Source organism: Allobaculum sp. Allo2 (assembly GCF_022701175.1).
GTDB lineage: Bacteria > Bacillota_I > Bacilli_A > Erysipelotrichales > Erysipelotrichaceae > Allobaculum > Allobaculum fili.
On the sequence record NZ_CP078088.1, the window covers coordinates 360,609 to 385,325 of the forward strand.

Annotated in this window: 29 protein-coding genes and 5 pseudogenes; 5 read left to right on the forward strand and 29 right to left on the reverse strand. The window is 50.8% G+C overall.

The genetic code is table 11. From position 1 onward, the window contains the following. Window positions 1–220: 220 nt before the first annotated feature. Both galU and KWG61_RS02245 read left to right on the forward strand, forming a co-directional pair. Window positions 221–1,113, forward strand: a pseudogene (gene galU, locus KWG61_RS02240) (UTP--glucose-1-phosphate uridylyltransferase GalU). Window position 1,114: 1 nt separating this feature from the next. Then, the gene (locus KWG61_RS02245) at window positions 1,115–1,885 is read left to right on the forward strand and encodes a TatD family hydrolase (RefSeq protein ID WP_230266992.1); all 771 of its coding nucleotides are present in this window, start codon (window positions 1,115–1,117) and stop codon (window positions 1,883–1,885) included. A 185-nt stretch (window positions 1,886–2,070) separates the two neighbouring features. On the opposite strand, the pseudogene KWG61_RS02250 reads toward KWG61_RS02245, so the two are convergent. The 10 genes and pseudogenes from KWG61_RS02250 to rpmE all read right to left on the reverse strand — a co-directional run bounded on the left by KWG61_RS02250 (window position 2,071) and on the right by rpmE (window position 8,734). Then, window positions 2,071–3,071, reverse strand: a pseudogene (locus KWG61_RS02250) (ribose-phosphate diphosphokinase). Between the two features lie 58 nt (window positions 3,072–3,129). Then, a complete protein-coding gene (locus KWG61_RS02255) occupies window positions 3,130–3,450 on the reverse strand; it encodes a hypothetical protein (RefSeq protein ID WP_242744802.1) in 321 nt (106 codons plus the stop codon). A 71-nt stretch (window positions 3,451–3,521) separates the two neighbouring features. Continuing rightward, a complete protein-coding gene (locus tag KWG61_RS02260) occupies window positions 3,522–3,893 on the reverse strand; it encodes a sugar phosphate nucleotidyltransferase (RefSeq protein ID WP_242744803.1) in 372 nt (123 codons plus the stop codon). A gap of 497 nt (window positions 3,894–4,390) precedes the next feature. Beyond that, window positions 4,391–5,230 (reverse strand): hypothetical protein, encoded by an 840-nt coding sequence (locus KWG61_RS02265; RefSeq protein ID WP_242744804.1) that lies wholly within the window; start codon window positions 5,228–5,230, stop codon window positions 4,391–4,393. An 83-nt stretch (window positions 5,231–5,313) separates the two neighbouring features. Beyond that, window positions 5,314–5,595, reverse strand: coding sequence for a hypothetical protein (locus KWG61_RS02270; RefSeq protein ID WP_242744805.1), 282 nt, complete (start codon window positions 5,593–5,595; stop codon window positions 5,314–5,316). Continuing rightward, window positions 5,592–5,852, reverse strand: a complete 261-nt coding sequence (locus tag KWG61_RS02275; protein WP_242744806.1) for a hypothetical protein — start codon at window positions 5,850–5,852, stop codon at window positions 5,592–5,594. Before KWG61_RS02275 ends, KWG61_RS02270 begins: the two co-directional genes overlap by 4 nt. A gap of 824 nt (window positions 5,853–6,676) precedes the next feature. Further along, entirely contained in the window at window positions 6,677–6,907 is a 231-nt protein-coding gene (locus tag KWG61_RS02280) for a hypothetical protein (protein WP_242744807.1), read from the reverse strand. Between the two features lie 88 nt (window positions 6,908–6,995). Continuing rightward, window positions 6,996–7,376, reverse strand: coding sequence for a helicase-related protein (locus KWG61_RS02285; RefSeq protein ID WP_242744808.1), 381 nt, complete (start codon window positions 7,374–7,376; stop codon window positions 6,996–6,998). Further along, complete coding sequence (locus KWG61_RS02290) at window positions 7,373–8,263, reverse strand: DEAD/DEAH box helicase family protein (RefSeq protein WP_242744809.1); 891 nt, start codon at window positions 8,261–8,263, stop codon at window positions 7,373–7,375. Before KWG61_RS02290 ends, KWG61_RS02285 begins: the two co-directional genes overlap by 4 nt. A gap of 252 nt (window positions 8,264–8,515) precedes the next feature. After that, entirely contained in the window at window positions 8,516–8,734 is a 219-nt protein-coding gene (gene rpmE, locus KWG61_RS02295) for a 50S ribosomal protein L31 (RefSeq protein WP_230266985.1), read from the reverse strand. Between the two features lie 376 nt (window positions 8,735–9,110). Between rpmE and glf the strand changes: the two genes are divergently transcribed. Together glf and KWG61_RS02305 are read left to right on the forward strand one after the other, a co-directional pair. Next, complete coding sequence (gene glf, locus KWG61_RS02300; RefSeq protein ID WP_230266984.1) at window positions 9,111–10,226, forward strand: UDP-galactopyranose mutase; 1,116 nt, start codon at window positions 9,111–9,113, stop codon at window positions 10,224–10,226. 153 nt (window positions 10,227–10,379) lie between these two features. Then, entirely contained in the window at window positions 10,380–10,937 is a 558-nt protein-coding gene (locus KWG61_RS02305) for a DUF5662 family protein (protein ID WP_230266983.1), read from the forward strand. A 154-nt stretch (window positions 10,938–11,091) separates the two neighbouring features. On the opposite strand, the gene KWG61_RS16925 is transcribed toward KWG61_RS02305, so the two are convergent. The 7 genes and pseudogenes from KWG61_RS16925 to rsmG all read right to left on the reverse strand — a co-directional run bounded on the left by KWG61_RS16925 (window position 11,092) and on the right by rsmG (window position 15,480). Then, on the reverse strand, window positions 11,092–11,568 hold the full coding sequence (locus KWG61_RS16925; protein ID WP_367614314.1) for an ATP-binding cassette domain-containing protein: 477 nt from the start codon (window positions 11,566–11,568) through the stop codon (window positions 11,092–11,094). Then, entirely contained in the window at window positions 11,460–11,816 is a 357-nt protein-coding gene (locus KWG61_RS16665; RefSeq protein ID WP_305138083.1) for an ATP-binding cassette domain-containing protein, read from the reverse strand. The genes KWG61_RS16925 and KWG61_RS16665 overlap by 109 nt, the downstream gene beginning before the upstream one ends. Beyond that, window positions 11,813–12,406, reverse strand: coding sequence for an ATP-binding cassette domain-containing protein (locus tag KWG61_RS16670; RefSeq protein ID WP_305138084.1), 594 nt, complete (start codon window positions 12,404–12,406; stop codon window positions 11,813–11,815). The genes KWG61_RS16665 and KWG61_RS16670 overlap by 4 nt, the downstream gene beginning before the upstream one ends. Window positions 12,407–13,054: 648 nt before the next feature. Beyond that, window positions 13,055–13,378: a hypothetical protein gene (locus KWG61_RS02315; protein WP_242744810.1), complete on the reverse strand. Its 324-nt coding sequence runs from the start codon at window positions 13,376–13,378 to the stop codon at window positions 13,055–13,057. Next, window positions 13,375–14,001, reverse strand: a complete 627-nt coding sequence (locus KWG61_RS02320; protein ID WP_242744811.1) for a ParB/RepB/Spo0J family partition protein — start codon at window positions 13,999–14,001, stop codon at window positions 13,375–13,377. Before KWG61_RS02320 ends, KWG61_RS02315 begins: the two co-directional genes overlap by 4 nt. Beyond that, a pseudogene (locus tag KWG61_RS02325) lies at window positions 13,998–14,776 on the reverse strand (ParA family protein). The gene KWG61_RS02320 and the pseudogene KWG61_RS02325 overlap by 4 nt, the downstream one beginning before the upstream one ends. A gap of 3 nt (window positions 14,777–14,779) precedes the next feature. Further along, window positions 14,780–15,480, reverse strand: a pseudogene (rsmG, locus tag KWG61_RS16930) (16S rRNA (guanine(527)-N(7))-methyltransferase RsmG). Between the two features lie 563 nt (window positions 15,481–16,043). Between rsmG and KWG61_RS02340 the strand changes: the two are divergent. Continuing rightward, window positions 16,044–16,754 (forward strand): DUF4230 domain-containing protein, encoded by a 711-nt coding sequence (locus KWG61_RS02340; RefSeq protein WP_242744815.1) that lies wholly within the window; start codon window positions 16,044–16,046, stop codon window positions 16,752–16,754. 209 nt (window positions 16,755–16,963) lie between these two features. Here the strand turns inward: KWG61_RS02340 and rpoE are convergent, their stop codons facing one another. The 12 genes and pseudogenes from rpoE to KWG61_RS02395 all read right to left on the reverse strand — a co-directional run bounded on the left by rpoE (window position 16,964) and on the right by KWG61_RS02395 (window position 24,519). Then, window positions 16,964–17,302: a DNA-directed RNA polymerase subunit delta gene (gene rpoE / locus KWG61_RS02345; RefSeq protein ID WP_230266977.1), complete on the reverse strand. Its 339-nt coding sequence runs from the start codon at window positions 17,300–17,302 to the stop codon at window positions 16,964–16,966. Between the two features lie 25 nt (window positions 17,303–17,327). After that, window positions 17,328–18,383 (reverse strand): arginine--tRNA ligase, encoded by a 1,056-nt coding sequence (gene argS / locus KWG61_RS02350; RefSeq protein WP_256460753.1) that lies wholly within the window; start codon window positions 18,381–18,383, stop codon window positions 17,328–17,330. 122 nt (window positions 18,384–18,505) lie between these two features. Beyond that, window positions 18,506–18,616, reverse strand: a pseudogene (locus KWG61_RS15805) (hypothetical protein); the annotation flags it as partial. Continuing rightward, window positions 18,613–18,963: a hypothetical protein gene (locus tag KWG61_RS02355; RefSeq protein ID WP_242744816.1), complete on the reverse strand. Its 351-nt coding sequence runs from the start codon at window positions 18,961–18,963 to the stop codon at window positions 18,613–18,615. The pseudogene KWG61_RS15805 and the gene KWG61_RS02355, both read right to left, overlap by 4 nt. A gap of 13 nt (window positions 18,964–18,976) precedes the next feature. Continuing rightward, window positions 18,977–19,294: a hypothetical protein gene (locus KWG61_RS02360; protein WP_242744817.1), complete on the reverse strand. Its 318-nt coding sequence runs from the start codon at window positions 19,292–19,294 to the stop codon at window positions 18,977–18,979. Window positions 19,295–19,605: 311 nt separating this feature from the next. Further along, complete coding sequence (locus KWG61_RS02365) at window positions 19,606–19,989, reverse strand: hypothetical protein (protein ID WP_242744818.1); 384 nt, start codon at window positions 19,987–19,989, stop codon at window positions 19,606–19,608. Beyond that, window positions 19,971–20,639 (reverse strand): HD domain-containing protein, encoded by a 669-nt coding sequence (locus tag KWG61_RS02370; RefSeq protein ID WP_242744819.1) that lies wholly within the window; start codon window positions 20,637–20,639, stop codon window positions 19,971–19,973. The genes KWG61_RS02365 and KWG61_RS02370 overlap by 19 nt, the downstream gene beginning before the upstream one ends. Beyond that, window positions 20,612–21,085 (reverse strand): S4 domain-containing protein, encoded by a 474-nt coding sequence (locus KWG61_RS16935; protein ID WP_367614239.1) that lies wholly within the window; start codon window positions 21,083–21,085, stop codon window positions 20,612–20,614. Before KWG61_RS16935 ends, KWG61_RS02370 begins: the two co-directional genes overlap by 28 nt. Before the next feature lie 3 nt (window positions 21,086–21,088). Beyond that, entirely contained in the window at window positions 21,089–22,129 is a 1,041-nt protein-coding gene (locus tag KWG61_RS02380) for a helicase-related protein (RefSeq protein ID WP_242744820.1), read from the reverse strand. After that, window positions 22,089–22,724, reverse strand: coding sequence for a DEAD/DEAH box helicase (locus KWG61_RS02385; protein WP_242744821.1), 636 nt, complete (start codon window positions 22,722–22,724; stop codon window positions 22,089–22,091). The genes KWG61_RS02380 and KWG61_RS02385 overlap by 41 nt, the downstream gene beginning before the upstream one ends. Continuing rightward, a complete protein-coding gene (locus tag KWG61_RS02390; RefSeq protein WP_242744822.1) occupies window positions 22,691–24,133 on the reverse strand; it encodes a CarD family transcriptional regulator in 1,443 nt (480 codons plus the stop codon). The genes KWG61_RS02385 and KWG61_RS02390 overlap by 34 nt, the downstream gene beginning before the upstream one ends. After that, window positions 24,130–24,519: a hypothetical protein gene (locus tag KWG61_RS02395; RefSeq protein WP_242744823.1), complete on the reverse strand. Its 390-nt coding sequence runs from the start codon at window positions 24,517–24,519 to the stop codon at window positions 24,130–24,132. Before KWG61_RS02395 ends, KWG61_RS02390 begins: the two co-directional genes overlap by 4 nt. Window positions 24,520–24,717: the final 198 nt, after the last annotated feature.

The following is a 24,717-nucleotide window of genomic DNA, read 5'->3' on the forward strand; positions in this document are numbered from 1 at the left end:
GAGTCTGTATTCTTGTTCGTATCGTTTTCATTATAGCAAACAGCTTTTCGCTCACCCTTTGTCAAGTCTTTTATGATTTTTTGTGCCCACTCTGAGGTTTCGGACAATTTCCCCTGCGCCGGGCAAGGTTGAAGCCCCTATCCGTTCCGGATAGAATAATAGGTAAGCGTTATGAATATTTCACTTTCGCTCCGCAGGATATGCGGGTAAAGGAGAACCTATGAAACATAAAGTCCGCAAAGCGGTCATTCCGGCAGCAGGTTTTGGAACGCGCTTTCTCCCGGCGACCAAGGCCATCCCGAAGGAAATGCTTCCCATCGTGGATATTCCCACGATTCAGTACATTATTGAAGAGGCCGTAAATTCCGGCATCGAAGAAATCTGCCTGATTACCAATTCCTACAAGCAGAGCATTGAAAACCATTTTGACCGCTCCTTTGAACTGGAAGAAAAGCTCAAAGCCAGCAACGATCTGGAACATCTGGAAATGATCCAGAAAATTACCGATATGGTCAACATCGTATCGGTTCGTCAGAAAACGCCAAAAGGTCTTGGCCACGCCATTCTCTGTGCCAAGAGCTTTGTCGGCAATGAACCGTTCGCCGTTCTGCTCGGCGATGACATCGTCATCAATGCCGGTGGACCAGGCTCCATTCGCCAGCTCATGGACGTGTATGAAACGACCGGATGCAGCGTTGTCGGCGTTCAGCCAGTCGCTGAAGAAAATGTCTCCAAGTACGGCATTATCGACCCGCTGGAAAAATCGAAGACGGCCTGATGACCGTTTCCACGTTCGTTGAAAAGCCCGCGCAGGAAGACGCGCCAAGCAACATGGCCATTCTTGGCCGCTACGTTCTTGGACCGGACATTTTCGAAAAGCTCGAAACCCAGGCAGCCGGCAAAGGCAACGAAATCCAGCTGACCGATGCCATTGACCGTCTGGCCAAGGAAGATACCGTCTACGCCTGCCAGTTCGACGGCAGACGCTATGACGTCGGCGATCGCAAAGGCTTCCTCCAGGCGCAGATCGAATTCGCACTCAACCGCGACGATACGCGCGAAGCCATGGAAGACATCATTGAATCGCTCGGCTATAAGAAAGTAAGCAAGTAGCATGATCACCGATACGCATTGCCATCTTACGTGTGACGAACTGTACGAAAACGCGGTGCCGCTGATCGAAAGCGCCCTGGAACAGGGCGTAGATCTGATGATGATCATGTGCACGAACCGTAAGGAATACGACCGGGCGCTTGCGCTGAAAAAACAGTATCCCGAAAATCTGAAAGTCGCCTGGGGCTTTTTCCCTGAAGACGCCAGAGAGATCACAGAAGAAGATCTCGAAGAGCTGAGAAAAGAAGCCGCCTGCGGCAATATGGATGTTCTGGGCGAAATCGGCCTGGACTATTACTGGGACATGTCGTTTAAAGAAGAACAGAAGGCCCTCTTCAAAGCTCAGCTCGATATCGCGGCCGAAACGGGGCTTCCGGTTTCCATACATATGCGGGACGCCGCAAAGGATTCCCTGGATATTCTTAAAGCCCATGCCCGTACGCCGATCATCTTCCACTGCTATTCCGGTTCAACGGAAACCATGAGAGAAGCCCTCAAACTGGATTCCATGATTTCCTTTGCGGGACCCATCACCTTTAAAAACAATAAACAGGGGCCTGCCAATGTCATCGCCTGTCCGCCCGAAAGAATTTTAAGCGAAACCGATTCGCCGTATCTCGCCCCGGTTCCGTATCGCGGCAAGCGAAATCAGCCTGCCTATGTCAAAGCGACGCTTGAAAAAATGGCTGAGTTAAAAGAAATGGATTCCGATGATCTGGCCCGACAGATCCGCGCCAACTTCCTGTCTCTTTTTCAAAACGGATCCGAATAAACGCATTCCACAGAATGCATTCCCGCGAATCGACCATCAGAAGCCGACCGCAGCCGACAGCGGATTCGATCGTAAATTCTGAAACAAAAACCGCCTGACGGCGGTTTTCTTTTGTCGATTTATATCCCGCGGAAGACTGGAGAGTTCCAGAAATCCCAGACGAGCGTTTCCAATTCGATTTGGAATTAGTGACGGTTGTCGTCTTCGTGAACGAGAGCTGTCTGCAGCGCGTAGGACAGCGATTCGTTGAGCTCAACCGCTTCGATGGCAGCAGCTGCAAGCGGAGCAACGGAAAGAACTACCATTTCATCGTACAGTTTTGCGTTTTCAGTCTGATCGATGGTGTTCGTAACGATGAATTCACTCAGGCCGGAGTTTTTCAGACGTTCAATCGCCGGTCCGGAAAGTACGCCGTGTGCGCAGGCTGCGATAACTTCTTTCGCGCCTTTTTCGTAAAGCATGTTGATGCCGCTGGTCAGTGTGCCGGCGGTATCGACCATATCATCGATGACAACTGCAACTTTTCCGTCAACTTCACCAAGCAGGTTCATGGCAACCGCAACGTTTGGTTTTGGACGACGCTTGTCAATGATGGCAACCGGAGCGCCGAGGCGGTCAGCCAGACGACGGGCACGAACGGTTCCGCCGTGGTCAGGAGAAACAACGACAACATCTTCGATGTTCAGACCTGGTTTGTGTTTGAGGTATTCACTGATCAGAGACAGCGTATTGATGTCATCTGCCGGAATATCGAAATAGCCCTGAATCTGGGCAGCATGGAGATCCATGGTGATCACGCGGTTTGCACCGGCGCGTTCAAGAAGCGAAGCCACCAGTTTGGCTGTAATCGGCTGACGCGGTTTCGCCTTGCGGTCCTGTCTGGCGTAGCCAAAATACGGAATAACACAGTTGATGGAACGAGCCGAAGCACGCTTGCAGGCATCGATACCGATCAGAAGCTCCATAAGATTGGCGTTTACCGGGCGATTGGTACTCTGTACAAAGAATACGTCTTTTCCACGTACAGACTCACCGAGTTCAACAAGAATTTCTCCATCAGCAAAATGATGAACATCACATTTTCCAAGGGGATTTCAAGAATCTCACAGATTTCTCTGGCCAGATCGCGGCTGCTGGTCAGCGCGAATACAACGGTTGAATTTTTAAGCTCATCTTTGTTTAACATGCTTGCGTACCTGTTCCTTCCTCATTTCCTGCGGGTTCCTCATCCAGGGCATTTGAAATCATTTCGTTCTGGACTTTGCACATCTGCAGGCGGACACCATCACCGATGACACTGTCTTTAATCCAGGTCTGGGGAAAATTTCGACATAATTGCCCAGCGCCGTTTTGCCAAGGATTTCCGTATCCGGATAAATCACGGTATCGTGACCGATTTTCACATCCTGGCCGATAACCGTTCGCTGCGGATCTACAATTTGCACGCCGGCTAACATATGTCTGCGGTTAATTCTGTCTTTCATCCAGCGATATACATCGTACAGTTCGCTGACGGTATTAATGCCCGCCATCTCATCCGGATCCGAAGCGGCAATGGCATCCACGTGCTTGCCTTTTTCATTGAGAATTCGAACCAGATCCGTCAGATAGTATTCATTCTGGGCATTATCGGTTGTCAGCTCGCTGAGCGCATCAAAAGATCTCGGTTGTTAAAGCAGTAAACGCCCGCGTTGATCTCTCGGATTTCTTTCTGCTCGGGAGTGCAGTCGCGAGCTTCGACGATCTCTTTTACCGCACCGGTTTCATCGCGGACAACTCTTCCGTAATTTCCGCCCTCTTCCAGTATGGCACTCAGAAGAACAAGAGCCTTTCCCTGTGCTTGGTCATAAAGCATTTCGAGGGTTTCCGGCTGGAGACAGGGGACATCTCCATTCATGACGAGCGTATAGCCGTCTTCGTCCTTGAGGGCCGAAACCTGCATGACCGCATGTCCGGTTCCGAGCTGCTCCTTCTGCAGCGCAAACTCTTCTTCGGGGAAAGCGTCCATTAAGGACTGTGCCTGATAGCCGGCAACAATGACAATCCTCTCTGCGCCTGCTTTTTCAGCGCGCCAAGAGGATAAGCCAGAATCGGTCGGTCAATCAGATCATGCATTACTTTGTTTTTTCCGACTTCATCCGGGTTCCTTTGCCGGCAGCCAGAATAATCGCATTCCGTTTTGTCATGGGACCACCTTTCGCAGGTATTCTAACACATCCCCGACATTCCTCCTCTTTGTTCAGGGTTTTTAGACAAAATCAAAAATGGCTTTTGATAAAACAGCAGATTCTCCTCAAAGCGTCTTCAAAGGACCATGTCTGCGGCATGCCGGCATGGAAAAAGCCGGAAAAGCGATGACAATTTCGCTTTTTCCGGCTTTTCAAACGGTTCTGGAGCCGATCCGACGGACTTTCTTTTTCCGTCCGAACCGATCGCATTAATCAATGGAATCGTATTCGCTCTGCAGCTCGTTGATCTTGTTGTTCTTGTTATTGATTTCGGTTTCTACCGGGAGGCTTCTGCCACAATCGCCTGCCAGTCGTTGTAGGCCGAATCCATTGCGGACTTCGCATCCGATTCGGAGCGCTGGGCATCGATCAGCGTATTGGTCGCGGAAGAAAGCTGGCTGTTGAGCGAATTGACGCTGTCGAGATCTTTCTGAAGGCTGTTGATCTGCGACTGCAGCTGCTCTTTGTCCGCACCTGAACCGCCAGTATCCGATCCGTCGCCGGCATTAATGGCGTTGATCTGATCCTGGAGATCCTTGATCTGAGCACGAATACTGTCCGCGCTTGGATAGCTGTTCAGATCGTCCTGAATCTGATTGACTTTGCTCTGGGCTGTGTTTGTGGCCTGAACTGCCTGATCGTACGCATTCTTTTTGGAGTTGTACGTGTTTTCCGCATCGTTCTTTCGCTTATTGATACCGTCCAGCTTGCCCTGCAGAACCGCCACGTCGCCGCTGAGCGACTCGATTTCATCGCGGAGTTCCGCTTTTCGTTCCGCGTTTTTCACATCGGAGTTGGAAGAAGAAGGCTTCTGCTGAGCGCCGGCTTCAGCAAGCAGTTCATCAAACGTCTTGGACGTTCTCGCCAGCAGCTGTTCATTGATTTTTCGCTTTTCATCTTCGGAAAGCTTGTCATACACGGAACGGAAATCCAGAACCTGCTGCTTGTTGTCATCGGTAAGGCCGTTAAAGCTTTCTGCCCAGCTAAGGAGGTCGTTGTAGCCTTTGCTGGTCTGGGTCTGCGCGCCGGAGTTCATGAAATGAACCGCCATGTAGCCGCCGACCGAAACCACAGCGATCGCCAGCGCGATACCAGCAATAATGCCGACGGTCCTCATATTGTTTTTCGATTTTTTACGTGAATGCGAAGAGCGGGAAGGCGCCGGACGCGAAGAGCCGCGGGAATCGTGGTGACGGACTCTTACATGACGGTCTTCTTCATCGTAGTCGTCATAATCGTCCTCTTCGTCGTCGTACGAATCGTCATAGTCGTCGTAATCGTCGTCTTCGTCCTCGCGTACGTATTCCCGGTGAAGGAGCGGTTCATCTTTTCCAGCAGACCGGCGATTTCATCGCTGTGCATCGTTACCGGTTTGGTCTGACCGATTTCGTCTTCTTCTGCCGGCGCAGCGCCGTTAAACACGCGCGTCTGCTCGCCCGGCTGAGCCGGAGCGCTCTGCGGCGCGCCAAACTCGCGGGTCATCCCCGCATTCTGGGCATACTGGTCTTCCGCCGAAGGGGCGGTTTCTTCTTTGGACGCAAAAACGAATCGGATCCGTTTGGCGCACTGCCAGGCTTTTCTGTATAGATCACCTGGGGCGTTCCATTTTTCGCCGCTTCGTTTTCCGAACGCGCTTTATTGCGTGCGGCCGACGAATACGTCTGCTGGAACTGTTCCGATGTTTCTCTTGCCCGCTGAATGCGTTCAATCCGTTCTTTGTTCCGCGCAAAATCATCCATCTTTTTTCAATTTCTTCGTTTCCGCTCAATGAATCCAGCAGGGAATCAAAATTATCATCACGGTTCTGATCGCTCATTGAAAAACCCCCTTTATATTCCGGGTGCATGATCCGACAGCCGGTCTGCACGCCTTTGTTCTGTATCTTCTATGAAATCGATGTGTTCGAAATACGGAAAGGCTTTCGCGCTCTCCTGACTCTGTATACAGGTACCCCTTTTAGTTTATTGTACTGAATTTGCGCCTTTATCCTGCCGTTCAACCCTAAAGAAAAATCATTGTGGGTTATTCGCTTTCTTTTAGAATATCGACCCGGATTTTGGCGGCAGAGGCTTTCTTTATAATGCCTGATTCTTTCTTCGGCTTCTCTAAAAGTTCTGCTAACATTTGCCTTCCCCTGCATAAATCTCGGAAAAACGGATAGAAACGATGCCCGATTTGGATGAAAAACCGATTAAAGACGAAGTACAGACGATCGTATTATCATTTCCTTTTTGCATTTTGTTTACGCCTGCCCGTCAAAAAGCCGGATCTGCGTCCGGCTTTTCTGTACGATCGCCACTTCTGAGTCCTGTCGGATGCGCTATTGAGCGGATGCTCCGATTGATCGTTTATCCCGCTGCTCGATCTGTCATCCTGTCTTTTTCCCTTCACCTTTTAAGACAGCGCTTCAGATGCTTTCGGTCGGCATCTTCTTTCTTCTGCATCAGGATCCAGATTTCCCGGCAGTCGTTATCTTCGAGGATTTCCTCGATTTGCGCATACGAAAGTCCCGTATAGCTTAAGGCTGTATAGAAAGTCGAAGGCCGCTTTCGTCGGCCTGTCTTTAACCGGCGCTTTTGCGCCAGCCGGTTCTGCCACAACAGCGCGCGCCGTCCAAAAACGCTTCAAAAACCTGCGTGGAACACGCTTCTGCCTCAGCCACGCGAACCGGACGCCGGCAAAGCGCAGAAAGTTCGTCTTCGTGGCCATCGAGAAAACCGGAGGCGGCTTCCAGATCGCCGTTTTGCAAAATTCTTCGCAGAATGCGGTCGCATTCGCTGTTTCGATAGTACAAAATGCGCAGACGGCGCCCTTTTTACGGATATCGATATTGGCCGTTTCCCGTAAAGCCGCGCACTGCGGGCAGAGCGCATCCGGTCCTCTTAAAAGAAACGGGAGCGTTTCGCAGCCGGAAAATTCTGATCCGCACCAGAGACAGAATTCATGTAGCGCAGCTGGCGAATGCAGGCATCGAGCGCTCTGGAGGGCGATTCGATTAAGGCGATTCCTTCGCCGGAGGGATCTTTGAAGCTTCTCCCGGCGCGCCCGAAGATCTGAATCAGAGAGGCGCTGGTGAACACCGGATGATCGGCCCGGTACACCGCGACCTGGACGGAGGGAACGGTGATTCCCCGTTCGAGAAGAGTTGTACATATGAGAACCATCGTCTTTCGGGCATGAAATTCAGCCATGACTTCATCTTTGTTTTTCGTTTTGGAATGAATAACAGAGCAGGGAAAAAACAGACGGATGACCGGCTTCATCCAGCGGGTATCCGCAATACGGGGACAAAAAGCAGAACCTGCTTGCCGTTTTGAATGTACCGGCGGCAGTACGCGATTAAAATCAGCACCTGCTTCAGCTTCGATCCTCGTTTCACGACAGGAACGCAAAGCGGATGACGATGGGGCCGCAAGAAGAGATTGACCATTTCCATCTCACCCCGTTCGATGGCTTCCAGACTTTTCGCGTCCGGTGTGGCTGACAGCAGCATGCGCTGCCCGATACAGCTTTGGAGGGCGATCGCTTCCAGCACTTCGTTTCCTGCATACGGAAACGCGTCGAGTTCATCCAGAATGAGCAGATCGAAGCTGTAGGGGAAACGATAAAGCTGATGCGTCGTGCACACGATCAGATCGCCGTCCGTTTCATCGGTAAAGCCCTCGCAGATCTGAACGATGTGCAGCTCTGGAAAGTTTTTGCGAAGCCGTTCGGCGATTTCCATCACCACCTGACGGCGGGAAATCGCAAAGCACACTTTCTTGCCCTGGGCCAGATACGCGCAGATGCTTTCAAGCGTCAGTTCCGTTTTTCCGCATCCAGCTGCCGCGTACACGAGCAGATCCCGATGGCTCTGCAAAATGGAAAGCGATCGGGCGGATGCTTCTTTCTGCAGCGGCGTCAGTTCAAATTCCAGAACCGGCTTTCCTTTCCACACACGATGGGACAGACTGGGCGCCTGTGGTTTCTGTCCGGCTTTCAGCGCGCCAAAATCCAGACATTTGCGGCAGTACCAGAAACCGTCATGGAAAAAGAAAAGCTTCGGATCCCGGTTGTGGCAGCGCAGACATTCCCGTCTGGGACTTTCTTCCTTCTTTGAAATCCGCTGAGCGGAATGCGTCGTCTGATTTTTGAATGGGTCATTTTCCATATTCTGTTTCCGCCTTTTCCAGTACTGCCAGTCGAACGGTCCGTCCGAGGACTGGATCTCCTGCTGTCTGGATATACGAAAGAAAGTCATCCGAATAAAGACGAGAACAAAGACCAAAGAAAACGCAGGCAAAAGAAAGCACAGACAAAAGAAAAACGGAAAAAGAACCGCGCTAAACTTCATCGACACATAATAAAAAAGCGCTCGTTATGAGCGCCTTGTGTGCAAAATGATCCTGAAACAGCGTTAAGCTTATTTCTTGTCGTTGCGTCCGTATTTTCTGTTGAACTTTTCAATACGTCCCTGGGCAGCCGCGAAACGCTGACGGCCTGTGTAGAACGGATGGCAGTTGCTGCAGGTATCTACGCGAAGGGTGTCACCTTTGATGGTGGAGCCGCTTTCGAATGTGTTACCGCAGGAAGAGCATACAACAGTTACGGTATGGTAATTAGGATGGATTCCCTTTTTCATCGCCATATCCTCCTTCCGCCTTAAATCAGGTGCTGATTTAAAGTAAGTGCCTATGCATTATAGCAATCCCCAATTTCCATCGCAACCCGGAAAACAATTTCTCTTTTTTCCGTCATTATGCCGTATTTATCCCGTTTTTTCGGTTTGTATAGAAAACCTGCGTGAAAAAAACACAGCCGGTCAGTTGGTGTCAGATGTGATTCGAATGGCAATATGCGACAATTGGAAAGACATACCGGACATAATGAATGTCCAGTTCATACAGAATTTCTTCCGCTCCATTAAGCGCAGACCCTTCTGTCTAACCGGTTTATTCCCTGCCCTGCTTCTTTATTTTCCATGAAGAAGGCGGCAGTCAAATATAAGGAGAGTATTCATGAACCCGTTATCGCATTCCCATTATGACTATCTGATTGTCGGCGCCGGCCTGTACGGTGCTGTATTTGCCCGCCAGGCTTACGATGCCGGCAAGAAGGTTCTCGTTCTCGAACGTCGTCCTCATATTGCCGGAAACGTGTATACCCGTCTTGACCATAACATTCATGTCCACGAATACGGTGCACACATTTTCCATACGGACAATGAAGAAGTCTGGAACTACATCAATCGCTTTGCCCGCTTCAGCCGCTACACCCACAGCGTCATCGCCAACTTTAAAGGCGAGATGTATTCCCTGCCTTTCAATATGTATACCTTCAATAAAATGTGGGACGTCCGCACCCCGAAGGAAGCCAGAGCCATGATCGAAAAGCAGCGTCAGGAAATCACCGGCGAACCGAAAAACCTGGAAGAGCAGGCGATTTCTCTGGTCGGACGCGATGTCTTTGAAAAACTCGTAAAAGGCTACACGGAAAAACAGTGGGGTCGCGACTGCAAAGATCTGCCGCCCTTTATCATCCGCCGTCTTCCGGTACGTCTGACGTATGACAACAGATATTTCAATGCGCTCTATCAGGGCATTCCGCAGGGCGGCTATACCGATCTTGTCGGACGCATGCTCGAAGGCGTGGACGTGCTCACGAATACCGATTATCTGAAGGCCCGTGAAAAATGGGACGCGCTTGCCGATCGGATTGTTTACACCGGTGCGATTGATGAATTTTTCGATTATTCCCTCGGCCATCTCGAATACCGTTCCGTCCGTTTTGAAATGGAAACGCTCGATGAACCGGATTTTCAGGGAACTTCGGTTGTGAACTACACCGATCGCGAAACGCCTTTTACCCGCATTCTCGAATTCAAGCATTTCGAAGATCTCGGCAGCGATTGCACCATCATCGCCCGCGAGTATTCCAGCGAATGGAAGCCAGGTGATGAACCGTACTACCCCATCAATGATGAAAAGAACGGTACGCTCTATGCCCGCTACAAAGAACTGGCGAATACGCGCAAGAATGTTCTTTTTGGCGGCCGTCTTGGCGAATACCGTTACTACGACATGGACGGTGTTATTGCCTCTGCTCTGGATGCAGCCAGAAAGGAACTGGCTTAATTTTCAGATCTTCAAACTTTCCAGACTCTGTATATGGCTTTGCCTGCACAGAGTCCATTTTTCTGGAACGCAAGTAATTATTTCGATCTCAGGTTTGAACTGGAGAATCAGGATCTGTTTGCGCGCGCGCCGACAGATCACTAGTATGAAACTATGAACCAGCTTGAAAAAATCAAAGGTCATCTGCTTACCATTAACGATCATAAGCTTCGGGTCATGGAACTGTGTTTTCGCTGCGGCCTGTATAAACAGGGCCTGCTTCATGATCTGTCCAAATACACTCCCGTCGAACTCAAAACCGGCTTTCGCTATTACCAGGGCTACCGCTCCCCAATCAATGCCCAGAAGGAAACAGAAGGCTATTCCTTTTCCTGGCTCCATCACAAGGGAAGAAATCCGCATCACTGGGAATTCTGGATGGATAACGGACCGCACGGAATGGTTCCTCGCGCGATGGAATTTAACTACGTTGTCGAGATGTTCTGCGATCGCGCAGCCGCTTCCCAGACGTATCTCAAGGATAAGTATCGAGACGACAGTCCCCTGCAGTATTTTGAAAACAATCTTTCCAGCACAGTTTTTCATCCCGACACCGAACGCCAGATCCGATATCTTCTGACCTATCTGGCCGAACACGGCATGGATAAAACGATTTTGCGCATCCGCTTTTTACTGAACCGCTGGCGCCATACTGGCGATCCCGGAATCTGAGTTTTCCGTAATTTTCAGGCTAGCAATTAAGGAATCAGTTCTTGTTGTCCTGAAGCCGGAAACTTCCGGATGTTCGCATTCCGTATCAAACAAAACCAGCTGACGCAGCTTCAAAATGCGCCAGCCGGTTTGCTTTCCAGGAATCGATTTTCGGTTATTCAAAATCAGTCCTGTTCTTTGGTCCTGCGATCCGCTTTTCAACCGGAACAATTTCATCAGCAACCGCATGCTGGAAAGCCAGATCGTGTTCAACCAGCAGCATCGCTGGGTGATATTCCTGAATCAGCGCTTCGATCTGCTCGCGCGATTCAATATCGATATAGTTGAGCGGTTCATCCCATATGTAGAGATGCGCGCTTTCGCACAGACTGCGGGCAATCAGCACTTTCTTCTTCTGCCCCGCTGAGAAATCTTCCATGCGTACTTCAAACTGAGTCCGGTCAAATCCGAGCTTGCGCAGGATGGACTTAAACAGACTTTCGTCAATTTTCGATTCTTCCGCAAATTCGCGCAGCGTTCCCTTTAAAAGGAAGAATCCTGCGGAACCCAGGAAATGATCAGACGAGAAGGACTGAACAGCTCGCCCGTATACGTAACTCCTCCTTCGCGGATCAGTTTGAGAAGGGTAGATTTGCCTGAACCGTTCGAGCCGTCGAGTACAATGCGGTCGCCTTCATGAAGGGGAAAGCTGACCGGCTTGTTGACGGGTCGGGAATCATAAAAGCAGACCACATCATGCGCCGAAATCAGGGTGCCATGCAAATCGTTCCTTGGCGAAAGACGAAGCGATTCGCTCTCTTCAAAATCCTGAAGCAGAGCGGATTTTTCTTCGATGGCTTTCTGGCGGCGGCGTTCAATCGATTTCGAACGCTTCATCATCTTGGCTGCCCGATGACCGATAAAGCCGCGGTCAACTGGAGCGTTTCCGTATTTGGACGCTTCAATGCGACCTGACCAGTCGGCGCTTTGCCGACTGCTTTTCTGCATGGCGGAAATTTCTTTTTCAGACGGGTGTTGCGGGCATCTTCCGTATTCTGCCGGCTGATGAAATCGGATTTCCAGCTTGAATAGCTTCCTTTGACCAGTTCTACGCTCGACCGGTTGATGGCCAGCACATGATCCGTACAGCCATCGAGCAGTACACGGTCATGACTGACCAGAATAAAGCCATGCTTATCGTGCAGATAGGCAGAAAGAACCTGACGGCCGACGGTATCCAGGTGGTTGGCCGGTTCATCAATCAGAAGACACTTTCCTTCGTTTAAAAAGAGAGCCGCAAGCTGTACTTTTGTTTTCTCGCCATAGGAAAGGGTCGAGTAAATCCTCCACAAAATATCTTCATCCAGCTTGAGGGCATTCAGCTCCCGGACAAATTCCCACTGCTGTGGCTGCGGGGCAATTTCCTGCAGCACATCCGCGACCAGCTGTTCTTCTTCCGATACTGGACACGGAAAGTACGCAAATTCCACGGGGAAGAAATGGTACCGGATCCCTGCAGTTCTCCCAGCAAAAGTCTCAACAGTGTCGTTTTTCCCCGGCCGTTTCGTGCACAAAGCGCCAGGTTCCAGCGGGGATCAAGATCCGCATTGAAATGTTCAAATACCGGTTCAGCCCCATTTTCATAGCTGAACGTCAAATCACGAATCTGAATCATAGACATATGCATTCCTCCTTAAACTTTTACACAGGCGAATTTGAAACATTCCGAACTCGCAAAAGACCGCAGGAAATCTCCCGCGGTCTTGCAAGTCATAAAAAGAATTCATAGTCTGCCTGTTCAAAAAAACAGGCAATTCAAATATTTAGACCGGACAGTGGATGGTTTCCTGCTTCCAGGCACAGTCCGATACAAAATGTCATTGCGCCATCCGGCCATGACAAAACAGATCAGGAACATGCTTGGATTAACGTACTTTGCAGGAAATAGAATTCATCCTCTCACCAGGCCTTTCTGTCTGTTCATACCGAGTTAACCACAGTCGAAAACAGATTTCTACCCGCATGTCGTAAAAAGAAGGGAAAACGGAAGAAAACGAGAAAGCTCTGACCGGATCTGGAGGTTTTCCAGTCGGTCAGAGCTTTCTTTTCTGGTTTTTGTTTTCAATTTTTCTCGGGAATTACTCTTCTTCGGTTTCGGTCAGCGAAAGAAGTTCAAGAATCCGGGTCAGATCGTTATTGTCTTCGAAATGAATATCAATGGAATGGGCGCGGATTTTTACCGAAGTCTGGAAGTAGCCTTCCAGCTGATTTGCGGCTTCCTGAATAAAGAGACTTTCCTTGTGGGCTTTCTCTTTTTCTTCTTTTGTTTCTTCCCCGTCTGGATCCAGATCCGCATTTTTTCTTTCGTGAGCGTCTTTCTGCTCGATGACCTGACGGACTTTGGATTCCATCGTACGAACGGACCAGCCCTGTTCAAACGCATCGTGCGCGAGCCGGGTCATTTTGCTTTTTCCTTTAAGGGAAGGAGGGCGCGGACATGACCCATGGACAGCTTTTTGTCGACGACCATCTGAGACACTTCGTCCGGGAGTTTAAGCAGACGCAGCAGATTGGCAATATGTTCACGGCTTTTGCCGACACGGGCAGCCAGCTGTTCCTGGGTGTAATGCAGACTTTTGATCAGCTGATCATAGGCTTTGGCTTCTTCAATGACATTCAGGTTTTCGCGCTGAATGTTTTCCAGCAGCGAAATTTCCATCATCTGCTGATCATCGAAATCCACAATAATGGCCGGAATCGTCTCCTGATTGGCCAGACGGCTGGCGCGCAAACGGCGTTCACCGGCGATCAGTTCGTAGCCCGAAATGCTTTTCTTGACCAGAACCGGCGTGAAAACGCCGTGTTCGGCAATGGAAGCAGCCAGTTCTTCGAGCGCGGTCTGATCAAAGACTTTTCGCGGCTGATATGGATTGGGGCGAATCTGACTGAGCGGAAGGCGGAGCGGTTCGCTGACCTGGGCGGCCGGCTGATTCTGTCCGTTCTGGATGTCGTCGAGCATCTGTGTGATATCGCCGCCGAAAATCGAAGAGAGGCCTTTGCCGAGATGACTGCTGTCTTTACTCATGCTTCATCTACCTCTTCAATGTGCAGCATTTCGCGGGTCAGAGCCGCATAGGCTTTGGCCCCTTGCACTTTGTATCGTATTCGAAAATGGATACGCCACGGCTGGGCGCTTCGGAAAGCTTAACGTTGCGGGGAATGGAATTCTGATAGACCAGACGGCCGAACGTCTGGCGAACTTCCTGAGAAACATCGACCGAAAGGCGGGTACGGTAGTCAAACATCGTCATCAGAATGCCTTCAATGCTCAGATTGGGGTTGCTGGTCTTCTGAACCAGGCGGATCGTCAGCAGCAGCTGCGTCACACCTTCCAGCGCGTAGTATTCGCACTGTACCGGAATCAGAACGCTGTCGGCCGCCGTCAGGGCGTTCGTATTGAGAAGGCCGAGTGAAGGCGGACAGTCGATGATGATGAAATCGTAGTCGTCGCGCAGCGGATCCAGAACGTTTTTCAGCAGCTGTTCCTTTCCGGTTTTCAGTCGATCCATGACCAGATCGGCACCGGCCAGCGAAATGTTGGCCGGAAGGATATCGATATTCGTCTTTTCGCCATGCACGATCGCATCGCGAACGGGATATTCTTCAAGCAGGACGTTGTAAATGGTCGGCTGCTGATTGGACTTCACCGCATTGAGCCCCTGCGAGGCGTTTCCCTGCGAATCGAAATCCACCAGCAGGACGTCCAAGCCCAGATAGGACAGGGCGCTGGACAGATTGATGGCGGTCGTCGTTTTTCCGACACCGCCTTTCTGATTGGAAATTGCGATAATTTTAGCCATTCGTCACCTCGAGCGGTTTTTCTTAATCGTTCCGTACGGACGGGGATATTTTGCGGGAACTTCTCCCGTCTTTTTAAAATAAAAATTGATGCGGGTTCCTTCATCGTTGCCCAGTTCAAATTCTTCTTCATGGTCGAGCACAACCGGCAGCGCCTTTAAAGCCGGAGCCGCATTTTTGAGCTCTTCTTTTCCATTTGCGCCTTTGAGCGCGATAAAGGTACCGGAATCGTTCACCAGCGGGACGCAGAGCTCGAGCAGAATCGAAAGACGCGCGACGGCACGTGCCGAAACCGCGTCAAACTGTTCGCGATGCTCCTTCACAAAGTCTTCGGCCCGCGCGTTGACGATTTCTACGTTATCCAGATGAAGCTGGTTTTGACTTCATTCAGAAAACGGCAGCGCTTGGCGAGCGGTTCCACTAAAACAAAAGAACGATTCGGCCAGGCAATGGCTAAAGGAATGCCGGGGAAGCCGGCACCGGAACCGACGTCGCAGAGCGTCTGGAACGATGTATGTAAAAACGGGACAACGGAGTCGTAAAAATGCTTCTGCCAGATTTCACTGTCATCGGTAATGGCGGTCAGATTCATTTTCTGATTCCACTCCTGAATCAGGTGAAGATACGTTTCAAATTGACCGAGCTGTTCTGCGGACAGATTCAGTCCTTTGGCAGCCAGTTCGTTTTTAAAAGAGTCTTTATTCATAAATTCAGTATACCCATCCGGATTAGGCCGGGCAATCTGGGCCCCTGACGGAGAACAAAGCCCGTTTTTCCAGAGCCGGCCGGTCAGGAAAATATACGAGATTTGCCGCCGAGAGGCAAACCGCAGGAGACTATCCTTGTACAGGAGGCTTTTTATTCGCAAACAAAGCGGACTTTTAGGCCATAATCCTTGCGGTTTTTGTCACCGCTTTCAAAATTTAATCTATTAAAATACGATTTAGTTATCGTCATTTTCTCGGTTTGTGCTCAGAATTTGCTTATTTTTCTTAATTTTTTCCTAAAGCGTTACATTTTCTTTTCAAGTATAATAACTACGCATTCACCTGCTTGGAAGATGCAAAACGCTGCAGGCAAAGAACAGGCGCCCATTTTTCTCATATCTTACAATTCCTGTTTCCCTGCATCCCTCAATTTTATAGAGACAGACAGTTAAGGAGGCGAAAGCAGATATGTCAGATCCAGTAAAAACAATTCTTCGAATCGGGAAAAAGCGGTGCCGAATCCGCACGTACCAGAAGTACGAACGAGAACTCCGCAGGGAAAATGCCCCGCAAGCGGAAAAAGCATTCTCTCAGTTTTAACGCCGTTCTCATGCTGGTCATTCTGGCTGTCGGACTGGTCGCAGGCGTCGGCCTTACGAAATTTTTTCAGGTTACAGACCGGTACGAGCAGAAGTCGACAACCCTTTCCAATGTTTTCGCAGAGTCCAACGACATTGTGACCTGCTACAACTACTACACCGGCATTGGAAAAATTGAAGGGGCCAAGCAGTTTCAGGAATGGAACATCCCCTTTACCGGAAAACGGCTGCTCTATACGTTCCAGGGAAAAGCCCTGCTTGGCATCAACGGAAAGAAGATTGAAGTCGACACGGACGAAGAAAACAAAATCATTCATGTGCACTGCCCGGCCATTCAGATTCTTTCCAACGAAATCGATCCAGGATCGATCGAAGTGTATGACGCGAGCAACAACATCTTCAATCCGCTGACCGCTGAAGAAATCTATGACAATCTTGAAGTGGAAAAGTCAAAGCAGGAAGAAGAAATGCTTTCCAACGGAGCCATTGAAGCCGCGGAAAGCAACGCCAAATCCGCGCTGACCGATATTCTCCGGCTTTCCGGAAAAGTAGACGGCTATACGATTGAAGTCACCGTAGAACCGACCGATCTGCTCACCGACCGCAGCGACATTCTTACCGACAGCGGCGAGAAGAGCTTTCAAAAGACGCAGACGAAGCCAACTCGATCTTAGAATCGGCAGCCAGATAGATCCGCAAAAACCGGAGGCTCTTACAGAAAGCCGCACCGGCTTTGCTTATTAAAACAGGAAACATAAAGAACGGAGCTGTTCTTCTCAGGTGGAAGAGCAGCTCCGTTTATTTATCTGATCTGTATGTTTTCTTCGAATGCCGGTCTGATTTACTCTTGTCGGCAGGCGAAGGTCGGAAGAGTTCGAGAAGACTATTCTTCTTCCGATTCTGTTTCTTCGACGACTTCTTCTTCTGTTTCGTCATCGTCAGCCGGAACGAAGTCTTCTTCGTCCTCAACGCTGAGCGAATCTGTATCCACAACCGTCGATGCTACGGTCTGACGCGTACGCAGGTCCCATGTGTTTTTCGGCAGGGAAGCGAAGCGGCCGTCAATGGACAGGTCGCTGTAAAACTGTGCGATGTTGTCATCGGCCTGAGAAGGGGTAAATCCCATTCTCTCTTCTACGATGTGCCAGAGGTCCATGAACTGCATGGGCTTCTTTTCATCGGTTAAAATGTCGAACGCGTTATCGATCATAGATTTTTTCATACGATTATCTCCTCGTGATCACAAATTACATGGATTCAGGTGCGGATACACCAATCAGACTCAGAGCGTCGGCCAGCACAATGCGGGTTGCCTGCAGCAGACCAAGACGCTGAGCGCTGAGTTCGGGGTTAGACGGGTCGTTGACTTTGCATGCGGAATAAAAGCTGTGGAACTTCGAAGCGAGGTTCTGAATATAATGCGAAATCTTGTGAACCTGTCGGGTGCGAGCGGTCTGTTCGATGACGTTCGGATACTGAGCCAGAGTTTTGAGAAGATCAATTTCCTTCTCGTGAACGAGGCCTTCATAAGACTGTACGGTCGGATAGTTTTCACTCTGAGCGGCTTTCAGAATCGAACAGATTCGTGCATGCGCGTACTGCGCATAGTAAACCGGGTTTTCGTTGGACTGAGCAACGGCGAGATCCAGGTCGAAGTCGAGATGACTGTCGAGGGCTCTGCTGCTGAAAATGTAGCGGGCTGCGTCCACGCCAACCAGATCGACGAGGTCCATGATCGTCCAGGCATTTCCTAAACGCTTGGACATCTTGACTTCTTCCCCGTTGCGGACCAGACGAACCATCTGAATGATATCCACATCCAGTTTATCCGGGTCATTTCCCATAGCGGCCATGGATGCCTTTAAACGAGGAATATAGCCGTGATGGTCGGCACCAAAGAAATCGACCAGCTTGTCAAAGCCGCGTTCGCACTTGTCGTTATGGTAGGCGATATCCGGAACCAGATACGTCAGCGAACCATCCTGCTTGCGCAGAACACGGTCTTTGTCGTCGCCAAAGTCCGTTGTGCGAAACCAGAGTGCCCCGTCTTGCTCATAGGTATAACCGTTTCGCTCCAGAATCTCAAGAGCCGTGTCCACTTTTCCAGCGTCGCGTAAAGCCTGTTCGGAAGTCCATACATCGAAGTGAACACGGAAGCGGTCCAGGTCATGACGGATCTTGTCCAGCTCGTAGGCAATTCCCTCTTTTCTGAAGAAATCGAGGGTTTCCTTCGTCGGTTCGAGATAGACATTCGGGTGCTCGCGGGCAATTTCTTCGGCTTTGACTTTAACGTCTTCGCCCATGTAGCCGTCCTGACCGATTTCGGCTTCCTGGCCATGCGCCTGCGCATAGCGGGCCCATAGGACTGCGCCAGATTGGCAATCTGGTTTCCTGCGTCATTGACATAGTATTCGCGGGTTACGTCATAGCCGGCTTTCTTCATAACGCGCGAAGCGGAATCGCCCCACGCCGCGCCGCGGGCATGACCAAGGTGCAGATCGCCGGTCGGGTTGGCGGAAACGTATTCGAGATTCACGCGGATGCCGTTGGGTTCAAACTGTCCGTATTCCGATTCCTTTTCCAGAATCGTCGGGATGACGCGGGAATACTGATCTTTTTCATCGTGAAGTTGATGAAGCCGGGTCCGGCAATTTCGGCGCTTTCGATGGAATCGTCATCGAGCGCAGCAACCAGTTCCTGCGCAATAATCAGCGGCTTTTTGCGGAGGGTACGCGCCAGCTTCATCGCCAGGTTTGTCGCATACTCGCCCTGTTCTTTTCGTTTGGGAATTTCAATGGTAATTTCCCGGGCTCCAGGCTCAGATCCCAGGCTTTTTGCGGCGGACGCCAGAGCGTTGGCCAGCTGCAGATCCATAGCAGACATATTGTTCACTCCTTCATGCCAGTTTTATGTCATCCGTTCCGCCCTGAGGGGCAGCCGGTTCGTGTTCGATAAAACAGAAGTCTTCGCTTTGCAGTTCAAACTGAAATTCAGCTTCTTCTTCAATTTTGTAGCTCACCAGAATCCGATGCGGTTCGCGGACAATGCGCACATCGCTCAAGACGGCTTCCAGTTCGCCGAATTCGCTGAAAATTCGCACCCGGCCCTTGCCGGAATCAAACAGGGAAAGCACGCTCAGCGCTTCCTGCTGATTTTCAATCACAATGCCTTTCGGAAGAATTTTCCAGACGCAGTGACAGTCCTCGGCTTCCATGGTGACAAAAATTCCTTTGTTCTTTCTTCAAACTCCGCTTCTCCTTTAAAAATCTCGGTTTTCGCAGTGAGTTCGCATAAAGCGGCTTGACTTTTCATAGCGAAGAAAAGTTTAACATACAGATTCTTCTTTTCAACGGATTACCCATCTCTCCGGCTTTATTCATCGTGAAAATCCGCCCATACGCGCCTCGTCTGCCCCTCTGCGCAAAATCCCGTTTTCTCGCGGGAAGAAGGACCGCTGCAGAAAACAGGAAAAGACAGACTCAACAGGTATGCCAGACAGGCTTGCCGTCCGAATACAGGCGGCGTTTACGAAGAAGCGGTGTGGACTTCCTTGGGGAAATACACACGGATCTGCTGGGGATTTTTCATTTCCAGCAAAGACCGCACCACCACCGAACAGTCCGAAAGCGGAAGCAGTCTCTCCTGGTCAAGAACGAGAATCGGCTTGGACTGCTCTTCCTGATACGGCAGAAATTCTTCCAGTCGAATCGGTTTAAGATGAACATAGTAATCCGGATCAAAACTCGCTTTTCGCGTCTTTTCGCGAATGGCTTCGATTCGCTCGGGACTAGCTTCGTTTTCCCAGCGCGGCAGACGCCGATCACATATGCGATGGGCCAGATCGGCAAGAATGGGATCCTTGGCGGATTTCGCCGCTCCGATTTCGCTGATCAGAACGTAATCGTCCAACTCCAGAAAGCGCTCCGGATCAAAGGGCTGATCAAATACAGGCTCGAGCGCTTTCGATCCGTATTCTTCAAAGTTTTCCTGACGCAGTCTGGCATAGCGCCCAAAGAAAGCCTGAACGAGCAGATCGTAGCCAAACGCATCGGGATGGAGATACACCTGCCAGTACATCTGATAGCGGCCCATGATGTAGTCTTCGACCGAATGGACGCCGCTTTTTTAATGCACAGACGGCCGTCCTTCACACGCAGAGTACGCAGTATGCGTTCCAGATCGAAGCGGCCGTAGCTCGTTCCTGTTTCGTAGGCGTCGCGAAGCAGATAGTCCATGCGGTCGCAGTCGAGCTGCGAGCTGATCAGATCTTCCAGAAGCGCGCAGCCGGATCGATGCTCCAGAATGGCAGCCACCATGGCGGGCAGTTTCGGATTTTCCCCGGTCAGAATTTTATACACTTCGCCTTCGGGGTTCGTAATCAGACGGCACGTAACGGCCTCATGGTGAATATGGGAGATCGCCTCATAGCTGTGCGAAAGCGGTCCGTGACCCAGATCGTGCAGGAGCGCCGCGCAAAGCGCCGCGGTCTGTTCGAATTCATCGAGCGTATCCGTCACGCCGGGCACTTCGTTCAGAATGCGCCGGCAGATTTCATACACGCCCAGACAGTGGGAAAAGCGGGAATGTTCCGCGGTATGGTAAACCGCCATAACGCCCCTAGCTGATGAATGCGGCGCAGACGCTGAAATTCCGGCGCGTCGAGAAGCTTCCAGATGACCTGCAGATCAATATGGATATAGCCGTGGACGGGATCGCGCAAAACGCGCGTCTCATTCAGCCGGCGCATCATAGTCTTTTTCTCTTCGCGCAGCACTTCAAACATCAGAAGCGCTTTTTCCTTGGACGCCTGTTTCGGCGTATCGAGCACCCTCACTTCCAGAAGCCGGTTGCCAAACTCCATGCAGATCACATCGCCTTCTTCGACTTCGCTCGACGGTTTCGCCGTGCGTCCGTTGAGCTGAATGCGTTTTTGAAGGGCAAGTTCCTTAGCGGCTTCGCGGCGTTTGAGAATGCGCGCGGTTTTCAGATATTTATCAAGTCTCATGGTTTACCCCTTTCGAAAGAGCGGATCGGACAGGACCGAAATCACCTGTTTGAGCTGAGCCATATAGTTTTTCTTTTTCGGCAGGCTGACCTGAATTCGTCCATTTTTGAAGGTGAGCGCGATTTCCTTGGAAAGAGCGTTCATGGCTTCAAACAGCTTGAGGCCGTCTTCGTTCCGGCTCCAGGATGCGCTCATGACAATCTGAATCCGGCTGTTCTGTTCGCTGACTTCATCGACGCCTGGACGCGAAGCGAACAGATCGAGGCGCTTGGCATCGAACAGAGCCTGCACTTCCTTTGGAATTTTTCCGAACAGGTCGGCCGTTCGGAATTCAAAGTCTTCGAGTTCCTTTTCGGTGCGAATGGCCCGGATTTCCTGGTAGAGCGCCAGCTTGTCGCCGTCGTTATCCGAGAATTTTTCCGGAATATAGCCCTGAATCTGCACATTCGCGCTTCTGGCGCTGTCGGCTTCCGCCGTTTCTTCGGCTTCTTTCAGTTCTTCATCGACCGGCTGACCCGCGGCTGCCTTCTTGCGGGCGATGGCATCGGAAAGCATGTCGAGGTACAGATCGAGACCGACGGAATCGATAAATCCAGCCTGTTTTGGACCAAGCATGTCGCCGGCACCACGGATCGTCAAATCGCGCATCGCGATTTTGTAACCGGAACCGAGCTGCGTGAATTCCTTGATCGATTTCAGACGCTTCGTCGACTCTTCGCTCAGCTGCTTGTCCGGCGTTACAAGCAGATAGCAGTACGCCAGTTTTTCCCGTCGGCCAACACGGCCGCGAATCTGATACAGCTGGGCCAGACCGAAACGGTCTGCGTTTTCGATAATGATCGTGTTCGCGTTGGCGATATCGAGTCCCGTTTCGATAATCGTCGTGCAGACGAGCACCTGATATTTACCGCGCGCAAATTCTGTCATGACGTCTTCAATCTGTTCACGGCTCATTTTTCCGTGGGCAACGCCAATGGAAATATCCGGGAATTTCTGCTGAAGCTCATGCGCCTTGAGGTAAATGTCTTCGACACGGTTGTGCAAAAGAACACCTGGCCGCTGCGGAAAGCTCGCGCTGAATGATTTCTTCCACTACCGGACCGCGCTCTTCCATAACGTACGTCTGGATCGGATGACGGTGCGCCGGCGGAGTGGTCAGCTGGGAAATGGTGCGAACGCCGATCAGCGACATCTGCAGCGTCCGCGGAATCGGGGTAGCCGAAAGCGCCAGCACGTCGATCGAGTTTTTCATTTCCTTGATTTTTTCCTTGTGACGAACGCCAAAGCGCTGCTCTTCGTCAATGATCAGAAAGCCAAGATCCTTAAAGCTGACGGTATTGGACAGCAGCCGGTGCGTACCGACGACAATATCGATCTGTCCGTTTGCCAGATCTTCCCGGATCTTTTTCATTTCCTTTGTGGAAATGAAGCGGTTGACCAGCGCGATGCGCGCTCCGGTCGGTTCAAAACGCTTTAAAAGCGTCTGGTAGTGCTGCATGGAAAGAATGGTAGTCGGGCAAAGGAACGCCACCTGCTTGCCGGCGCAGATCGCCTTATAGGCACAGCGCATGGCCACTTCGGTTTTTCCATACCCGACGTCGCCGATCAGCAGATGGTCCATCGGCTTGGCCTTTTCCATCTCGGCTTTAATTTCCGCCGTTGCCTGCAGCTGGTCGGGCGTGGATTCGTATTCAAACGATTCATCAAATTCCCGCTCGAGCGCGTCGTCTTTCGGGAACGCAAATCCAATGTCTTCCGTACGGGCGGCATACAGTTCGACCAGACGCCCGGCGATTTCTTCGACTTTCTGGTTAACCTTCTTTTCGTCTTTTCCCATTCGCCGGTGCCCAGCTTGGACAGCTTGACTGCACCGTCCTTGGACACGTACTTGCGGATCAGCTGGAACTGAGAAAGCGGAACGAAGAGGTTTTCGTTGCCGCGGTACATAACGTGCAGATAGTCCTGCTTGACTCCGTTCTGCTCGCGGGTTTCCACGCCGATATACTGTCCAATTCCGTATTCCGCATGGACGATATAGTCGCCGGCCTCAAGTTCCATAATGTTATTGAGCGCATTCGAACGGGAGAACGTCTTCTGATACGGCACTTTACGGTTCAGATGCGAGAAAATTTCACGGCGCGTATACACCATATAATCCGGGGTCCGAAAGCCCTGATAAAAAATCGGATCGGTCAGCTTCAGTGAAGAAATATCGATCTTTTCCTTAAGCAGATCGACGTCTTCGCGCTCGAGCGCAAAATAGACATTGTCCTTTCTGGCTTCTTCAAGAACCCACTGCCGGTAGTTCAGACCCGGAGCGTCGATGTTTTCAATTCCCGACTGGACGGGATGATCGTGATCCAGGAACGTATGAATTTTGAGCGGCTCGGACTTCTTTTCGAGTTTGTACAGATCATGAAACAGGATGTATCTGGGCAGCGCGTGGAAATCTTCGACTTCTTCCTGCATGAACTGCACGTTATCCTGCACAGTCTTTTTCGCGTTTTCTTCTACGCCTTCCACTGTGGAGAATACGGTCATCGCGTCCGGCGCATAATCGAGAACGGAGGCGCTGTCGAGCCAAGCGTAGTAGCGGTACAGATGAGGTTGCGGATCGTGCGTTTCGATCGCTTCCAGATCCTTTTCGATCGCATCCCGTAAAAATTCCTGCCCCGCCGGATCTGTGCGTTTCAGCTGTTCTTCCAGTTTGACCGGCAAAATTTCCTTAAGTTTTTCAATCTGTTCGTCGCTGAACAAAATATCGCTGGCCGGAACGAGCACCGCTTCATCAGTGGCGCGGATCGTCCGCTGGGTATCCGGGTTAAAGAAGCGGATGGAGTCGATTTCCGTATCAAAAATTCGATACGGATCGGATCCGGGTAATTCAGCGAGTAAACATCGAGAATGCCGCCGCGGGAAGCAAAGCTTCCGGGGTCTGCGCGTAGTTGACGTGCGCATAGCCGATACACAGCAGATGCTCCATGAGCGCTTTCGAGAAAGCGTCTGCCCGGTACGAATGGTCAGGCAGCTTTCGTCAAAGTAGTTCACATCCGGCAGAAAGCGGGTGTAGGCAGCGGTATTGGTAATGATGATTTTTGAAAGTCCTGACGCATCTGCACGAGAGCGGACAGCTGGCCTTCCCTCTCTTCGGGAGACGCTGCGATCGCCTGCAGACGCAGAGACTCATCCATGACGAAAAGTACGACTTCCTGCAGCAGCATCGCCAGACGACGGTACAGCTGCTGGGCTTCGTACTTATTTTTCTTCACAACAATGCGTGTTTTTCCATCCTGAAGGAAAGCAGCGGCCAGAAGCAGCGCTTCTTCCATCTCCCCGAGGTTGCCGACATTTCCATGAATCGACATCATTTCCTTTGTAACGGGATTGGCTTCGATGTAATTCAGAATGGGATTGATATTCTGGTCGGAAAGCATGGCCTTACTCCTTACTGTTCGGATTTATTCTGTCTATCCAGTGTTTCTTCTCTCTGATAGGTATACGAAGCGGATGCATTCTGAGATGCTTCCTGTGCGGCGAGCGCTTCTTTTTCAGCTGCTCGGCGATGGCAGAGTCCGAAAGACTCCGGCCGGTCTCTTCCTGATAAAGAACATCCTTTTTCCGGAATGGAACGT

Bases quoted from the DNA above. Each gene is read 5' to 3' on its own strand.
- glf (WP_230266984.1), top strand. From the start codon at position 9,111: ATGAACCCGTTATCGCATTCCCATTATGACTATCTGATTGTCGGCGCC.
- KWG61_RS16665 (WP_305138083.1), bottom strand. From the start codon at position 11,816: ATGATGAAGCGTTCGAAATCGATTGAACGCCGCCGCCAGAAAGCCATC.
- KWG61_RS02265 (WP_242744804.1), bottom strand. From the start codon at position 5,230: ATGAGGACCGTCGGCATTATTGCTGGTATCGCGCTGGCGATCGCTGTG.
- KWG61_RS02355 (WP_242744816.1), bottom strand. From the start codon at position 18,963: ATGTCTGCTATGGATCTGCAGCTGGCCAACGCTCTGGCGTCCGCCGCA.
- KWG61_RS02315 (WP_242744810.1), bottom strand. From the start codon at position 13,378: ATGACCCGGCTCGCGCACGATGCGTTTGAACAGGGCTGGTCCGTTCGT.
- KWG61_RS02285 (WP_242744808.1), bottom strand. From the start codon at position 7,376: ATGAAGCCGGTCATCCGTCTGTTTTTTCCCTGCTCTGTTATTCATTCC.
- KWG61_RS02270 (WP_242744805.1), bottom strand. From the start codon at position 5,595: ATGACCCGCGAGTTTGGCGCGCCGCAGAGCGCTCCGGCTCAGCCGGGC.
- KWG61_RS02305 (WP_230266983.1), top strand. From the start codon at position 10,380: ATGAACCAGCTTGAAAAAATCAAAGGTCATCTGCTTACCATTAACGAT.
- rpmE (WP_230266985.1), bottom strand. From the start codon at position 8,734: ATGAAAAAGGGAATCCATCCTAATTACCATACCGTAACTGTTGTATGC.
- KWG61_RS02290 (WP_242744809.1), bottom strand. From the start codon at position 8,263: ATGGAAAATGACCCATTCAAAAATCAGACGACGCATTCCGCTCAGCGG.
- KWG61_RS02385 (WP_242744821.1), bottom strand. From the start codon at position 22,724: ATGGAAAAGGCCAAGCCGATGGACCATCTGCTGATCGGCGACGTCGGG.
- KWG61_RS02360 (WP_242744817.1), bottom strand. From the start codon at position 19,294: ATGGAAGCCGAGGACTGTCACTGCGTCTGGAAAATTCTTCCGAAAGGC.
- argS (WP_256460753.1), bottom strand. From the start codon at position 18,383: ATGGGCGAAGACGTTAAAGTCAAAGCCGAAGAAATTGCCCGCGAGCAC.
- KWG61_RS02340 (WP_242744815.1), top strand. From the start codon at position 16,044: ATGCCCCGCAAGCGGAAAAAGCATTCTCTCAGTTTTAACGCCGTTCTC.
- KWG61_RS02260 (WP_242744803.1), bottom strand. From the start codon at position 3,893: ATGGACGCTTTCCCCGAAGAAGAGTTTGCGCTGCAGAAGGAGCAGCTC.
- KWG61_RS02395 (WP_242744823.1), bottom strand. From the start codon at position 24,519: ATGCTTTCCGACCAGAATATCAATCCCATTCTGAATTACATCGAAGCC.
- KWG61_RS02275 (WP_242744806.1), bottom strand. From the start codon at position 5,852: ATGGATGATTTTGCGCGGAACAAAGAACGGATTGAACGCATTCAGCGG.
- KWG61_RS16935 (WP_367614239.1), bottom strand. From the start codon at position 21,085: ATGAGACTTGATAAATATCTGAAAACCGCGCGCATTCTCAAACGCCGC.
- KWG61_RS02320 (WP_242744811.1), bottom strand. From the start codon at position 14,001: ATGAGTAAAGACAGCAGTCATCTCGGCAAAGGCCTCTCTTCGATTTTC.
- rpoE (WP_230266977.1), bottom strand. From the start codon at position 17,302: ATGAAAAAATCTATGATCGATAACGCGTTCGACATTTTAACCGATGAA.
- KWG61_RS02245 (WP_230266992.1), top strand. From the start codon at position 1,115: ATGATCACCGATACGCATTGCCATCTTACGTGTGACGAACTGTACGAA.